Origin of the sequence: Lentibacillus salicampi (assembly GCF_004565465.1) — a bacterium.
Taxonomy (GTDB): Bacteria; Bacillota; Bacilli; order Bacillales; family Amphibacillaceae; genus Lentibacillus; species Lentibacillus salicampi.
In genome coordinates this window covers 109,816-123,958 of the sequence record NZ_SRHY01000003.1, presented here as the reverse complement: position 1 = coordinate 123,958, position 14,143 = coordinate 109,816, and the positions used below count along the sequence as shown (strand labels likewise).

16 protein-coding genes and 1 other annotated feature are annotated in these 14,143 nt (G+C 42.3%); of the genes, 2 read left to right on the top strand and 14 right to left on the bottom strand.

Annotated features, from left to right (window positions below; genetic code table 11):
* Positions 1 to 44: 44 nt before the first annotated feature.
* The 14 genes from rpmA to E4U82_RS03995 form a co-directional block, all read right to left on the bottom strand.
* A complete protein-coding gene (rpmA, locus tag E4U82_RS04060) occupies positions 45 to 335 on the bottom strand; it encodes a 50S ribosomal protein L27 (RefSeq protein ID WP_135108782.1) in 291 nt (96 codons plus the stop codon).
* A 19-nt stretch (positions 336 to 354) separates the two neighbouring features.
* A complete protein-coding gene (locus E4U82_RS04055; protein WP_135108781.1) occupies positions 355 to 681 on the bottom strand; it encodes a ribosomal-processing cysteine protease Prp in 327 nt (108 codons plus the stop codon).
* Positions 682 to 693: 12 nt separating this feature from the next.
* Positions 694 to 1,002, bottom strand: a complete 309-nt coding sequence (gene rplU, locus E4U82_RS04050) for a 50S ribosomal protein L21 (protein WP_135108779.1) — start codon at positions 1,000 to 1,002, stop codon at positions 694 to 696.
* Between the two features lie 13 nt (positions 1,003 to 1,015).
* Positions 1,016 to 1,090: a sequence feature (ribosomal protein L21 leader region), on the bottom strand.
* A gap of 73 nt (positions 1,091 to 1,163) precedes the next feature.
* The gene (locus E4U82_RS04045; RefSeq protein WP_135108778.1) at positions 1,164 to 2,027 is read right to left on the bottom strand and encodes a site-2 protease family protein; all 864 of its coding nucleotides are present in this window, start codon (positions 2,025 to 2,027) and stop codon (positions 1,164 to 1,166) included.
* A complete protein-coding gene (locus E4U82_RS04040; protein WP_135108777.1) occupies positions 2,014 to 2,775 on the bottom strand; it encodes a M23 family metallopeptidase in 762 nt (253 codons plus the stop codon). Before E4U82_RS04040 ends, E4U82_RS04045 begins: the two co-directional genes overlap by 14 nt.
* A 126-nt stretch (positions 2,776 to 2,901) precedes the next feature.
* A complete protein-coding gene (gene minD / locus E4U82_RS04035; protein ID WP_135108775.1) occupies positions 2,902 to 3,699 on the bottom strand; it encodes a septum site-determining protein MinD in 798 nt (265 codons plus the stop codon).
* On the bottom strand, positions 3,692 to 4,378 hold the full coding sequence (gene minC / locus E4U82_RS04030) for a septum site-determining protein MinC (RefSeq protein WP_135108920.1): 687 nt from the start codon (positions 4,376 to 4,378) through the stop codon (positions 3,692 to 3,694). The genes minD and minC overlap by 8 nt, the downstream gene beginning before the upstream one ends.
* A 31-nt stretch (positions 4,379 to 4,409) precedes the next feature.
* Positions 4,410 to 4,958, bottom strand: a complete 549-nt coding sequence (mreD, locus tag E4U82_RS04025) for a rod shape-determining protein MreD (protein ID WP_209300536.1) — start codon at positions 4,956 to 4,958, stop codon at positions 4,410 to 4,412.
* Positions 4,958 to 5,839, bottom strand: a complete 882-nt coding sequence (gene mreC, locus E4U82_RS04020; protein WP_135108772.1) for a rod shape-determining protein MreC — start codon at positions 5,837 to 5,839, stop codon at positions 4,958 to 4,960. Before mreC ends, mreD begins: the two co-directional genes overlap by 1 nt.
* A 12-nt stretch (positions 5,840 to 5,851) precedes the next feature.
* Complete coding sequence (locus tag E4U82_RS04015) at positions 5,852 to 6,892, bottom strand: rod shape-determining protein (protein ID WP_135108770.1); 1,041 nt, start codon at positions 6,890 to 6,892, stop codon at positions 5,852 to 5,854.
* A gap of 250 nt (positions 6,893 to 7,142) precedes the next feature.
* The gene (gene radC / locus E4U82_RS04010; RefSeq protein ID WP_135108769.1) at positions 7,143 to 7,832 is read right to left on the bottom strand and encodes a RadC family protein; all 690 of its coding nucleotides are present in this window, start codon (positions 7,830 to 7,832) and stop codon (positions 7,143 to 7,145) included.
* A 197-nt stretch (positions 7,833 to 8,029) separates the two neighbouring features.
* Positions 8,030 to 8,962, bottom strand: a complete 933-nt coding sequence (locus E4U82_RS04005; RefSeq protein ID WP_167751323.1) for an SPOR domain-containing protein — start codon at positions 8,960 to 8,962, stop codon at positions 8,030 to 8,032.
* Positions 8,963 to 9,081: 119 nt separating this feature from the next.
* A complete protein-coding gene (locus E4U82_RS04000) occupies positions 9,082 to 10,818 on the bottom strand; it encodes a sensor domain-containing diguanylate cyclase (RefSeq protein WP_135108766.1) in 1,737 nt (578 codons plus the stop codon).
* 93 nt (positions 10,819 to 10,911) lie between these two features.
* Positions 10,912 to 12,204 carry a bifunctional folylpolyglutamate synthase/dihydrofolate synthase gene (locus E4U82_RS03995; RefSeq protein WP_135108764.1) on the bottom strand — a complete coding sequence of 431 codons (1,293 nt, stop codon included), beginning with the start codon at positions 12,202 to 12,204 and terminating at the stop codon, positions 10,912 to 10,914.
* A gap of 163 nt (positions 12,205 to 12,367) precedes the next feature.
* Between E4U82_RS03995 and E4U82_RS03990 the strand changes: the two genes are divergently transcribed.
* Both E4U82_RS03990 and E4U82_RS03985 read left to right on the top strand, forming a co-directional pair.
* Positions 12,368 to 13,261 (top strand): ATP-grasp domain-containing protein, encoded by an 894-nt coding sequence (locus tag E4U82_RS03990; protein WP_135108763.1) that lies wholly within the window; start codon positions 12,368 to 12,370, stop codon positions 13,259 to 13,261.
* Between the two features lie 10 nt (positions 13,262 to 13,271).
* Entirely contained in the window at positions 13,272 to 14,132 is an 861-nt protein-coding gene (locus E4U82_RS03985; protein WP_135108761.1) for an ATP-grasp domain-containing protein, read from the top strand.
* The last annotated feature ends 11 nt before the right edge of the window (positions 14,133 to 14,143 follow it).

Sequence of the window (14,143 nt, the reverse complement as noted above, 5' to 3'; positions counted from 1 at the left end):
CCCCAGCCAAAAACTGACTGGAGTTCATTTTTAATTCAGCGGGCTCAGGCCTCTTTAGCGACCGGATAAACACTGACTTTCTTACGGTCACGTCCAACGCGCTCATATTTGACAACACCTTCAATTTTGGAGAACAATGTATCATCTCCGCCACGGCTGACATTCATACCCGGATAGATTTTTGTCCCACGTTGCCGGAACAAAATACTTCCGCTATTTACGAATTGACCGTCGGCACGTTTTGCTCCAAGGCGTTTCGATTCAGAATCACGACCGTTTTTCGTACTTCCGGCTCCTTTTTTCTGAGAGAAAAATTGCAAATCCAAACGTAGCATTATATCGCACCTCCCTGTTTTAGTCCTCAATTTTAATAAATTCACTGTATTCCTGTTCGATTGTTTGCAGGGAAACAAGCATCCCTTCAAGCAATAGCTGGACGTTTTCCATCGATTTATCCGGTATGCCATTCGGAACCGTCACTCGAAGGAAGCCTCCTTCATCACCCTGCTCAATCTTAATATCCGCATCACATAATGTCATGACTGCATTAACAGATCCAAACGACACAGCCGAAACACCCGCACACACTAGGTCATAGCCGTGAGGACCACTAGCTGCATGTCCGGACAATTCGAACTGGTTTATGCGACCATTTTTTCTCTTGACACTGACATTAATCATAATTTATAACCTTTATGCATTAATTTTGTCAATAACTAATTTGGTATATGGCTGACGATGGCCTTGTTTACGATGATAATTTTTCTTCGGCTTATATTTGAAAACATCGATCTTTTTCTGACGACCATGTTTTTCAACTTTTGCCGTGACAGAAGCACCATCAACATACGGCGCGCCGACTTTCGCATCGTCGCCACCGACGAATAAAACCTGCTCAAATGTAACCGTTTCTTCAGGCTCGGCTACAACTTTTTCGACATAAACTTCCTGTCCCTCAGTCACTTTAATTTGCTTGCCGCCTGTTTCAATAATTGCGTACATGTTTGCACCTCCCTAAATAACTAAGACTCGCCATACAGGTATTCCTTAATGGAATTTAGAAACCTGCTCTGAGCGGTTGTAGCACTGGTGCTACGATGAATAACGTATAAATATTACCATGATTTAAATTCAGTTGTCAAGCTTTGCCGGAAACCAATTCATCAAGATACCTGACTAATAATCTCACCAATGGATTGACGGTAATACTGTCCATGAAAATAACTGTAGAGGCACTCCATCTCATCCATCTGCCGCCTGCGACCACCCGGGAGTATCACATATATCGTATGGGTTTTGTCCCTGCGAAAACAGCTGAATATGTCCATTAAAATAGCATGGTGTGACACTTCAATTGGCTGAACGCGTCTGAGGTGATTTTCCCCGTGATAGCGCAGCAAAAGAAAGCGTATAAACACGTAATAGCGCTGCTTCCAGTCTCTTCTGTTTTCCATCACCAAAAACGAAAACAACAGAAATGCACTGAGTGTAAATGGCATGAAAAACAGCACAAAAAGCGCCAGGATCACATTCAAAATCATCGAAAACATGATGGAGTAATCATACGCTTTGCGATATGGCAGTTTCTCGGAAAGCACCAACAGTACCAGTTTACCACCGTCCAGAGGCCAGACAGGCAACAAATTGAACAACAGGATCGCCGTATTATAAACATACGCCGTTTCAACAATGAAAGGTGGAATAATCTCGCTTCCGGAGAGCAAAAACAAGACCAAATAAATGAATAGATGCTGGAGCGGTCCCGCCAATGTCACACATACTTCTTCATGAAACGGCCTTGTGCCATGTTCATCCGTATCCATAACACCGCCAAATATCCATAGCATGATTCCGCGAATCCGCCAGCCGAACCATTTAGCTGCTGTAAAATGCCCCAGTTCATGGATCAGGACAATCGTTAGTATAACCATCAGTTCAATAAATGTACCGGTTAAAAATGAAATGATGATAAATATTAACAGTATGGGGTGGATATGGACTGCCGGCATAAATTTACGGCCTGTCATCAACTTGAATCACCTGTACAGGATCCACATACGAATTGTTTTGTTCAATAGCAAAATAAACATTTTTATGTTCGGCATCCGGATTGAATAAACCAACTTTTTGACCATTGTCAATAAACTGATACAAGTGAACGTCAATCGAACTTAAATTCCCGTATACTGTTTTACTGTTATCGGCATGCTGGACAATAACCGTTTTACCATGTTCCTGATCATTACCAGAAAACGTGACCACGCCGCCCTTGAGAGCTGAAACATCTGTCTCGTTCTCAGGTGAAAGCATGATCCCCGTTCCATTGGCCTGGAACGATTCCGAAACGGTAGCGCTGACTGGAAGTGCCAAGGCCTGTCCCTTGTCGGAAGATTGGGATGATAAAGCCATCGGTGCCCCGAACGACTCCTGATACCATTGGTTGACACGGGCAAACGGAAACTCTTCTGTCAAGGTATTGGTTGTCCATTTTTTCGGTTCGGAAAGTAGTTCAGAATCCGTCTGAAACAGCAGGGCTGCAGCGAAAAAAAGCATTGCTGATAATATCCCTTTAATGGTAAGTCCGGTAATACGCACACTTTTACGCTTTGATAAACCTGTATCATCCGTGAAGACGGGGGAGTAGCCATGTTTTTCTTCTTCTTGTGGAAAGGATGATGACAGCATTTGTTTAGTAGCGTTTTGACCGGAGGCAGTTCCGCGCACCTTTTTTCGCTGATTAATCGATTTTCTTACTTTTTTTATTCCTTTATCCATTCTTTTCACAACCCTTGTCACGCTTTTGTACAAGTGTATGAGTTGTGAGAGGATGTTATGATACAACGTTCTGAAAGTTTTGGTTCATGCAGCAAGCTGCAGCGCTTTTACATGTGGGCGATTCGATCAGGAACCTAGTCGGAAAAACTTTTTCACCCGTTGAAACATCCCTTTTTCATTTTCCAGTGACTGAAGCGGAACTGTTTCACCCAGCATCCGGCGTGCAATATTCCGATACGCAACAGAAGCTTTTGAACTTCCTTGAAGTGCCACAGGTTCACCGTTATTGGATGCTTTGATAACGGCATCATCGTCAATTACAATTCCGATTAAATCGATCGAAAGTATTTGCATGATATCATCTATATCCAGCATATCACCATTTTTTATCATATGGTTCCGAATGCGGTTAATGACCATTTTCGGCGGATCGATCGCCTCGTTTTCCAATAAACCGACAATGCGATCGGCATCTCTGACACTGGATTTTTCCGGGGTTGTAATGACAATGGCTTTATCGGCGCCGGCAATCGCATTTTGGAAACCTTGTTCGATTCCTGCCGGACAATCAATAATGATATAATCATAGGTTTGTTTCAATTCCTGAATGATTTTTTTCATACCTTCAGTTGTAACAGCTGATTTATCACTCGTCTGTGCTGCAGGTAAAAGTGTCAAATCGTCAAATCGTTTGTCTTTGATCAATGCTTGTCCGAGTTTACAGCGCTCTTCAATGACATCCACAATATCATAAATGATCCGGTTTTCCAGACCCATTATAACATCCAGATTTCTGAGGCCAATATCGGTGTCAATCAGACAGACTTTTTTCTCCATTAGAGCCAGAGCTGTACCAATGTTTGCTGTTGTGGTCGTTTTACCTACTCCGCCTTTACCGGACGTAATGACTATCGCTTCACCCATTCAGTATTCTCCTTTCAAACCCGCTTATACCTTTTCGTTTATGTGAAAGAACCTGAAGCCGATCAATGACGATCTTATCCTGTCCCTCATCAATGAGCCCGCATTCCATGTAGACCCCTTCCGTTTCATAGTCTGGTGCGCGACTGATATAATCGGCTATTCTGAGCTGACTCGGTTTCATATAGGAAGCAGCGATGATTGCTTCACGGTCGCCATTCGAACCCGCATGCGCTATCCCAAACAGATTCCCCATGATGAACACATTGCCTGTTGTCACAACTCTTCCGCCAGGATTGACATCTCCAATTAACAGCAAATCACCGACATTTTCCAACACCTGCCCGGATCGTACCATTCTATTAATCACCTTGACGTCACTATTTTCCTTCCATGTCAAGGCTTCATCCCGATGAATAACGTTGGAATCAAAAAAATCGATCGTGAAGCGGTTTTTACCCCCAATTAATTCACGCAGTTGTTGCTTTTGCCGTTCATTAATATACCGATCTCCTAGTTTCACGGTCATCGGGACGACTGGTTCATCTTTTTTTGGATTGTATTCCGAAAGCTTATCACCGAGCTCTTTCATGACATCCTCAAACGATCCGCGGTCATTTATGAATAGCGTCAATCCATCTTTTGTACCTTTAATTGTAATCGATTGGTTTTCCTCAAGCACGTTTATGTTCACCTCAAAATTCTCCCTGACATTACAGACGATTAAATTTCGTGCTGTCCGATAGTTGTTCATCTTTCCATCTGATTAGCCGCTTCGTGAAAATAGGATATAAAACGAGTAAAAATGCAACATTTGCAATAACTGTTGGCACCAGTCTATCAACCAAATAATCTTTCCAGACTAACTCAGCTACTCCGGTAACGGAAAAGATAAGGTTGATAAAAATCTCAACAAATATTAACCCTACAGTTCCAAGCAAAATCGTTACAAAAAAATTGGCGTGCCATATTTTTGTCATGCCATGGATCATATAGGCGATGAATGCATAGCTGAACATGTACACACCTAAAATCCCGGTATAAACGATATCTGTCAAGAGACCAAACAACAATCCGTAAAATACGGAAAAATGAGTATCTCCCCTGTCATAAAAAATAGCAAGCAGAACAAGAAATACGAACACCCAGTGGGAAACGAACACCAGGTCACCTTTCAGTAGAGAAACAGGCAATATATCCAGCGCAACGCCTTCGATAACGAGCAGAAGAAAAAGTATCAATGGAATCAGCAATCGTTTCATCACGATTCATCCTCCCCGTTTCCTTCTGAATCATTATCGTCCGGCTGTTGCCGCTCGACCACGATTACGTTATTAATATCATACATATCGACCAGTGGTTCAACAAAGGCCATTCGCGTCAAGCCATATTCATCAGGCTTCACTTCTTTAACCTTACCGATTTGCAGGCCTGCCGGAAAGACACCGCCCATCCCGGAGGATAAGACCAATTCTCCTTCTTCCAGGTCCTTGTCCGACTCCTCAATAATTCGGAACAAAAGGTGATCTGATTCGTTGTCGTACCCTTCAATCATACCAAAAACATCGTCTTCCTTTTCTCTGGAAATGGTAGCGGATATACGGTTAAACTGATCGAAGCCGGTTAGTAATTTTACTGTTGATGTGAATTTTGAAGGCGTCTCTACCTTACCGACCATCCCCTCAGCAGTCATTACCGCCATATTTTCTTCAATACCGTCCTGGGTTCCTTTGTTGATAGTAACCTGTTCAATCCATCGTTCGGAAGACCGGGATATAACGGTCGCCTGAATCGGGTTGTACTCGCGGATTGATTCCGTCTTCTCCAATGTATCCCTTAGTTCAGCATTATCCTCTTTTAATTCCTGCACATCATATTGCAAACTTTTATATTCCGCTATTTTATCACGTAGTATTTTATTTTCTTCATAGGTGTTCTTGATGTCATCAATGTTTTTAAAAACACCTGTTACATAACTAACCGGTGTGTGTATTAAGTTCTGTGCCCATCCAACGGTATCTTTGATGAATTGTTCTGCTGTTGTCTCGTCATCCCTGTCCTGTAATGAATATCCGATCAGCCCTACAAGAACAATAATGCCAATCAACAGGATAAATAATCTCTTTTTTTGTATAAGCTTCATGTGAACACCTGCTTACTCAACGGTTGGACGGGAAGATACATTCGGATGGGAACGGAAATGATGAATGTATTCCAGTGATTTACCTGTACCGATTGCTACACTTTCCAAAGGGTCATCCGTAACAAATACAGGCATTTTCGTCTCATCGCTAACCATTTTATCTAAGTTTCTTAATAGAGAGCCACCACCTGACAAGACAATTCCACGGTCCATGATATCAGCAGCAAGTTCCGGTGGTGTTGTTTCCAATGTACTTTTCACAGCTTCAGTGATCGCTTCAACCGTATCATGTAACGAACCGGCGATCTCTCTGGATGTAACGGTAATGGTTTTCGGCAGGCCTGTAAGCAGATCGCGGCCCCGAATATCCATTTCGACATCTTCCGCAACTTCTCCCGCGACGCCGATATCCAATTTAATTGACTCGGCAGACCGCTCACCAATCAGCAGGTTATAATGCTTGCGAATATAATTTGTGATCGATTCATCCATATTATCACCTGCTGTACGAATCGAACGGCTTGTTACGATCCCGCCAAGTGAGATAACAGCAACTTCAGTTGTGCCACCGCCGATATCCACAATCATGCTACCCGTCGGCTCCCAGACAGGCAAACCCGCCCCAATCCCCGCTGCAAAAGGTTCAGCAATGGGAAAGGCATCTTTTGCCCCGGCCTGTTTTGTCGCATCAACGACAGCACGCTCCTCTACCATTGTAATGCCTGATGGAACACATATCATCACATTTGGTTTTTTAGCAAAGAGCGATCTTCTACTCATGGCCTTCTTAATAAAATATTGCATCATAACAGCGGTTGTATCATAGTCGGCAATAACACCGTCTTTCATCGGCCTGACAACTGAGATATTACCAGGGGTCCGGCCAATCATATTCCTGGCTGATTTTCCGACTGCTTCAATTTCCCCTGTCTCAATATTTTTAGCTACGACCGTCGGTTCTCGGACAACAACACCCTTTCCTTTCACAAAAACAAGTGTGTTGGCTGTCCCCAGGTCTATTCCTAAATCCTGTGACAAACTGAATCTTCCCAAAACAATCTTCCTTTCCAATCACCATTCATTGGTTCCTCAGCAAATGTAACGAAGCATCTATCATCATATATCATATGTAGTCATCATCAATTGAACCCAATCCATTATTTTAAACTTGTTGACATGGAAAGTAAATATTCACATGACATAAAGCAGACGAAGCGCCAATCTCATCTCAAAAATTAGAAACTGGCGCTGACTTAATGACGTCTATTCAATTATACGAAAAAAATAAAAAAATAGATAGTGTTTATAGATAACCTTTTTCTTTTAGCGAAATAAATTTCCGATCGCCGATGACCAAATGGTCCAAAAGTTCGATGCCGATCATTTTACCTGATTCTACCAGACGTCTTGTCACATGAATATCTTCCTGGGAAGGTGCCGGGTCCCCGCTTGGGTGGTTATGTGCGCAAATGATAGAAGCTGCTGAGCGTTTGACGGCTTCCCTGTAAATTTCACGCGGGTGTACAATCGAAGCATTCAGACTCCCTACGAAAATCGTTTGTCTATGGATAACCTGGTTTTTCGTGTTCAAAAATAAAACCACAAAGTGCTCCTGATTCAAATCCCGCATATCTTCCATAACATAGTCCGCCCCGTCCTCCGGCGAGCGTATAACATACCGACTATCGGGCTGATACTGATTCATACGTTTCCCCAGCTCCAAAGCAGACAGCAACAATACACCTTTGGCAGTCCCAATACCCTTTATAGCCATCAATTCCTCAATTGTAGCATCCTTTAATAAGTTGAGTCCTTCAAAATGCATTAAAATCCGGTTTGACAGGACCATAACGGATTCGTTCTTCGTTCCGCTGCCCATCAAAATGGCAAGCAATTCCTGATTGGATAAATGGCCTGGCCCATGTTTGAGTAAACGCTCCCGGGGCCGGTCTTCTTTCGGTACATCCTTGATCATGATTGACGGTGAGCTCATTCAAAGTCCTCCCTATGCTAAGATACGCTTATCGTACCCGTTTCTTTTTGCTGGGACAACTTGATAAAAACGCATTGTTGGCGGCTCATTGCCCGAATTATTTAAAATCCTCCTGGTCAAAATTTATTTTTGACACCAGTCAGACGTACCAAAACATAAAATTGCTGACTTTATTAAAAAATCGAAAATCTGTATGATCATGTTACAGCCAGTTGATGGTATTGTTCCCACAAATGAAGCAATATGACCTGATCCTGCCACTGATCCGCCTCTCCCATCTGTTGATACTGTTCTGTTAAAACGTTCGTCAAATCGGTGAGTGACTCTGTCTTTTCCGGAATAGCATTGACAACGTCCGACCATGCTTTCTTGGATAGGGAATCACCGTTACTTATCGTCTCAACCGCTTCATGCCATTGCTTTTGATAATCCTGAAGCCATGCTTTTTCGTCATCCGGCAGATTGAATTCATTTGCTTCTGTCTGCCACGCTTTAACATAAACGTCCAACCCCTCATCAGCGAATGCATTCGCTAATTGGGAGGCCTGTTGTTCAGAACCCGCTATTCCGGATAAAACAAAAAAGAACTCCCCTTTTTCCCAAACCATAGCAGCAAAACCTGCCTGTTGTACGGTAGCGGCCATTTCATCAGCATTTGCTTTTTCGCCAAATTTACCGGCCTGCAACACAAAGGCATCGACTGCCTCAGCCGTAATAGCTGTGCCACCATCTGCCTCAGCTTGATTTCCTTCACCGCCAGCGTCATTGTCCTCATCACCGGCTGCAGCAGATATAGGTGAACCATTCTCCTGGTTTATATCAGCATTAATATCCACAAACATATTGAGCATGAAGAAACCTAAAACAGATCCGATAACAATCGCAGAAATCGTGGCAACCAAAAATGGCTTAAACGCTTTAAATCTTGGTTTTTTGGCATAATAGAGCTCCCTGTTATAATCCTCACTGTCCTGTCTAGTAAGTTCAGGTATATCGGATTCTTCCAACGCAGCAGCATGCTCATGGTTGAATTCTTTTATCGAATACTTTTCTTCCGGGAACTGGTCATTTTTTTTCAACTTTGTTTTTTTGCCGTTCATCCATATGACTAACTTTTGATCTTTACCCAACCATTCTCCCTCCATATACCAGTTTGTTCAACTCTAGCATATGGAAAATAAGAAGTAACACGATTGTTGTCACTCTTTCAAAAAAACTTTCAACATAATACAACAAAAGTCGTTGGTGATCAGTGGGGGTCACTACCCGTTAAGCCGGAATAAACCGCGACTTTGTTTCGGCCTTTCCGTTTTGCACCAATATACATCGCCCGGTCAGCATGGCGGATAAGTTCATTTGACGTTTCGCAATTTTCTGGATAAGAGGCTACACCTATGCTGGCTGTAACAGAAATAGCCATCTCCTGCTTATAATCGAGCATATAGTTTTGAATCCTAAATGGTCGTTCAAATAAGGTAGTACGTAAAGATTCAGCCAGCTTCACTGCTTCTGATAAGCCAATGCCGGGAAGGAAAACAACAAATTCCTCTCCACCATATCGCGCTATGATGCCATTATTGCTAATAAAGCTGGAAAGTCTGTCAGCAACCGTACATAATATTTCATTTCCTGCTTCATGACCATATGTATCATTCACTTGTTTAAAGTAATCCAGATCCAATATCAGCAAAGAAGAAGATTCTTTTACATCTCCTCGTTCCATGGCTGCAAAATGATTATCCAGTATATCTTCCAAATAATTAAGATTGTACAGGTTTGTCAGGCCGTCTCTTTCACTCTTTAATTTAGTGGTTTCGTAGTTTTTGGCATTTTCAACCGCCACGCCCAGATAGCTGTTTAAGATCGTCATCACCTGATAGTGCATTTTCCCAAAAGCATTTCTATCATTCGATTCAAGTGTTACCACACCAATAATAGAATCACCGTATTCGATTGGAAGCGACAATACACTTTCTATCCCTGAAGGTATTTCATTGTTTTCTAGCCCGAACCAGTCAGCAGCGTTTTTATTCAGTACGGGTTTCCCGGTCGTCCATACGGTTTCACTGAACGTCGCATTCCGTTCAATCGAGCGGAAAGATGGATCTGTATGGTGCCTGACATCCTCAAATCGTTCCAGCACAAGCCTTTCTTTATCGACCATGAAAATGTAAGTATAATCCACCGGCAACAAATGGCTGACTTCCTGAATAAAGACATCATAAACATTGGCAAGATCCATTCGATTCGTCAATTGATGGCCAATGTCACCTGTCTTTTCAAGATACCGGTTAATTTCCTGGTAGGAGTACAGAAGTCTCAGGATGATGGATATAAATACAAATGGAATACCTAAATAAAAAATTCCGCTTCTACCAATTTCAGTATATAAAGCAAACAGTACATACCCGACCGGTATCGTGAACAGTGCCGAAAAGAATTCCCATTTTACACCTTCGTCAAGTAGTTTTATGTCACGTCTGTAAAACAGTTTGTCCAATATGACATTCAGAATTGTATTAACGAGGAAAACGGCTGACGCATACCCGAAAATAGCTGTGATTTGTTCATGGCTTTGCGCTGAAATTGTTTCATGACTTCCCCCAAATAGATTAAATACGCCAGCAGCAATAATCGAGACAATCGAAAACATCAACATATTCAATGGATACCTATATGAATTTCGCTTTCCGACACCCGTTTTGAGCAGAACAATAATAATGGTGATTTGTGTTAATATCATTTCCACAAAAAGACCAAAAATTAGAAAGACAGCCAAACTGATCCCATTTATGAAAAAAATCGGGTTATTCCTGATGATGACCGGGAACCAAGCGACAATTCCCATAAATAAAGCAAACAGGAGAACATCGATTAATTGGTTTTCAATAGCCACATAATAATTGTGATAGGATAGCCACAAAATAACCGGCCAAATTATGAACCATAACAGCCATATAACGATAACCTTTTTTGTCGTTACCATTTATTGCACATCTCCCCGCACCATATAATACAGCTTATTTTTATGCATGACTTTGGACCCATAGTTTAAAAATTTTCGAATAATTATAGTTTACTACAAATCTATTATTTCTTCAAAATATTTCCTTACTATGGCAATGAAATACAATGATCCGGTTATAAAATAACAGGCATGTTCCTGTTGTAAACTGATTGACTTAATCGCTTCCTGCCAGTCATTCTGGTATAGAGTAAGCCGGGAGCTGCTGAATTTTTGAAGCTGTTCAATGCCGGCAGCCCGGGGGTGGTCGAATGTCGTCAATGTTACAGTAGAAAAATAGGGCTCCAAATTTTCCAGCATCTGTTTTAAATCTTTATCCTTAAAAGCGGCAAAAATCAGGTGTTTCTCTACATCAGCAAAATAGGTAGTCAAGGTATCAATGAAAGCCTGTACACCTGCCGGGTTATGAGCACCATCCAACACAATGGAAGGTCTGGTGTGAATTTGCTCAAATCTGCCTGGGACCTGGACAGCAGCCAGGCCATTTAAACTATTGTGCCAGGACAATTCAAAACCCTTGCCTTTCAGAAGCATAAGCGCCATGATAGCCAACGAAGCATTTCTTATTTGATAAACCCCTGTTTTCCTGATGGTTACTTCCAGTCTGTTTCCGGAAGCTGAAATCCATTGAAATGTTTGGTGTGTCGCTGTTATATCAGTAACAGTATACTGGAAGGCTTCACCTGCTGCATAAAGTGGCGCATGTTTCTTCCGGGCCTCACCCGTTATGAGTGTCGTAGCGTCTACGTTCATTTCACCGATAATAACGGGCCGTGTTCCTTTGATAATACCGGCTTTATGATAAGCAATGGATTCGATACTATTCCCAAGGAAATCCATATGATCCCATGCCACATTTGTTATAATGGATAAAATAGGGTTAAAACAATTTGTTGTATCTTCCCTTCCGCCCATTCCGGCTTCAACGAGAGCAATATCAGCATTATCAGCAAAATATAAAAAAGCAATCGCTGTAATTATTTCAAATTCAGTCGGATGATTCGATGCCTCGTCAAGCTGTTGGATAAACGGACGGATTTTATTGACATATTGAATGAAAGTCTTTTCCGGAACTTTGTTGTCGTTAAGCAGGATATGACCTGTTAGCCCTTCAAGACTTGGAGAATTAAATACACCGGTCGTGTACCCATTCGACATCAGCGCGTGGTTCAAATAGTGAATGGTTGAACCTTTACCATTGGTTCCGGCCACATGAATAGCGTTTATTTTTTTCTGTGGATTATCAAGTAACTCCAGTAGTTTATGGATACGATCCAGGCCTGGTTTAACACCATATTGCTTCCGGTCCTGGAAAAACGTTTCGATTTGGTAAAAATGTTCGAACATCATATAACACCGCTTTTCGTTTTTGATAACGTCTGAAAGTAAAACTTTATAAATGACTTTATAATCATCTCACTATCGGATAAGTCAATCATTGTGTTAACCTAAACAGCACCATTATAGCAATAAACAACTACAATTTGAATGCAGAAAGGGTAGACTCTAAGTGACGTTGAATGGTTGGATTGTTTATAACGGCTATTTGCCAGGAGACAAGTTTCGCGATTTCGCTGAATGGATCCAGCGGGCTGCAGCCAGACTTTATATCGAAACGAAGATTGTTAAAAACAATGAGCTGTTGGGATTGCTGGCTACTGATTCGATACAGCTGCTCAGTGACGCCCAGGTAAGGAAACCTGATTTTGTTGTTTTTGCCGATAAAGATATCCATCTCGCAAAACAACTCGAGTTATTGGGTATACGTGTCTTCAATCGTTCAGAAGCGATTGCTGTCAGCGATGATAAAATTGCCTCATATCAGCTGTTGGCGTCAAACCATTTGCCCGTGCCCGAAACGGTCATTGCTCCTAAAGCGTTCCACAGTACGCCGGAAAATCCTATTGATGACTACCATGAGGCTATCAGGATTCTCGGTTTTCCCATGATTGTCAAGGAAGCATTCGGGTCCTTTGGCGAACAAGTTTATCTTATTCACTCTAAGGATAAGTTGGCTGAAAAAGTCCATAAGCTTCAAGGACATCCGTTTATGCTTCAGGAATTCATTGGCACAAGTTTCGGGCGGGACATGCGTCTTCACGTTGTCGGTGATAAAGTTGTTGCTGCGATGACACGCCATGCAGCCAACGATTTTCGGGCAAATATAACGGCCGGAGCGACCATGCAGGCGTATCACCCGACAGCTGAGGAGCAAACGCTGGCAGTTGCAGCTGCCAAAGCGATTGGTGCTGATATTGCCGGGGTGGATTTATTGTTCGGTTCTGATAATGCACCGATTATTTGTGAAATTAACTCGAATGCGCACATCCGTAATATGTTTGACTGCACCGGGATCAATGTTGCTGATTTTATCATGGATTATATTCAAAACACCCTAAAGTGAGGGGGCCATTATGAAAGGCTGGCTGATTTATAACAAAACAGACGCAAACCAAAATGCGTCCTACATCAATTGGTTTCTCGAAGAAGCACGGCTGCAAAACGTAGCACTTCATTTGATTCTAAGGGAAAACCTGACAGTTGGGGTGATGGATGATCAGCGGACCATTTTACTTGATGGCAGACCTGTGACCTTGCCTGATTTCGCCGTTATCCGGACAATCGAACCGCTTTTGAACCGACAGCTTGAATCATTTGGAATAGTGGTATACAATCCGTCGGAAACAGCCACAATCTGCAACAACAAGGCTCTGACACATTTTTATGTAAGCAAATTAGCTATCCCTATGGCAGATACTGTGTTTGTGTCAGAAAAAACCGGACTGCCTGCATCACCCCCTTTGGCTTTTCCATTTGTGATTAAAGGCGTCCATGGCAGGAGCGGCAAACAAGTCGATCTGGTAACAAACGTCCTGGATTGGCAGCACATGCAGCGAGACCAGAAAGAAGGCGACCTGATTTTTCAATCAGCAGGAAAAATCCAGCTTGGAAAAGATGTGCGTGTATTTGTCATCGGCACAGAAATCATTGGAGCTGTACTAAGGGAAAATAAACATGATTTTCGTGCCAATTACAAACTGGGCGGCTCAGCGTTATGGTATCCCCTTGCACCGCATGAAATAGCACTGGTCAGACAAATCTGTGACGTCTTCCGGTTTGGAATGGCTGGTATTGACTTTCTTCTGGATCACGATGGCCAGTTTATTTTGAATGAAGTAGAAGATGTTGTTGGGTCGCGCACATTAAGTGCCGTCAGTGATATTAACATTCTGGAAAAGTATGTCGCATACATTAAAAGCGGAAATTCATCGTGATAATGAATTTC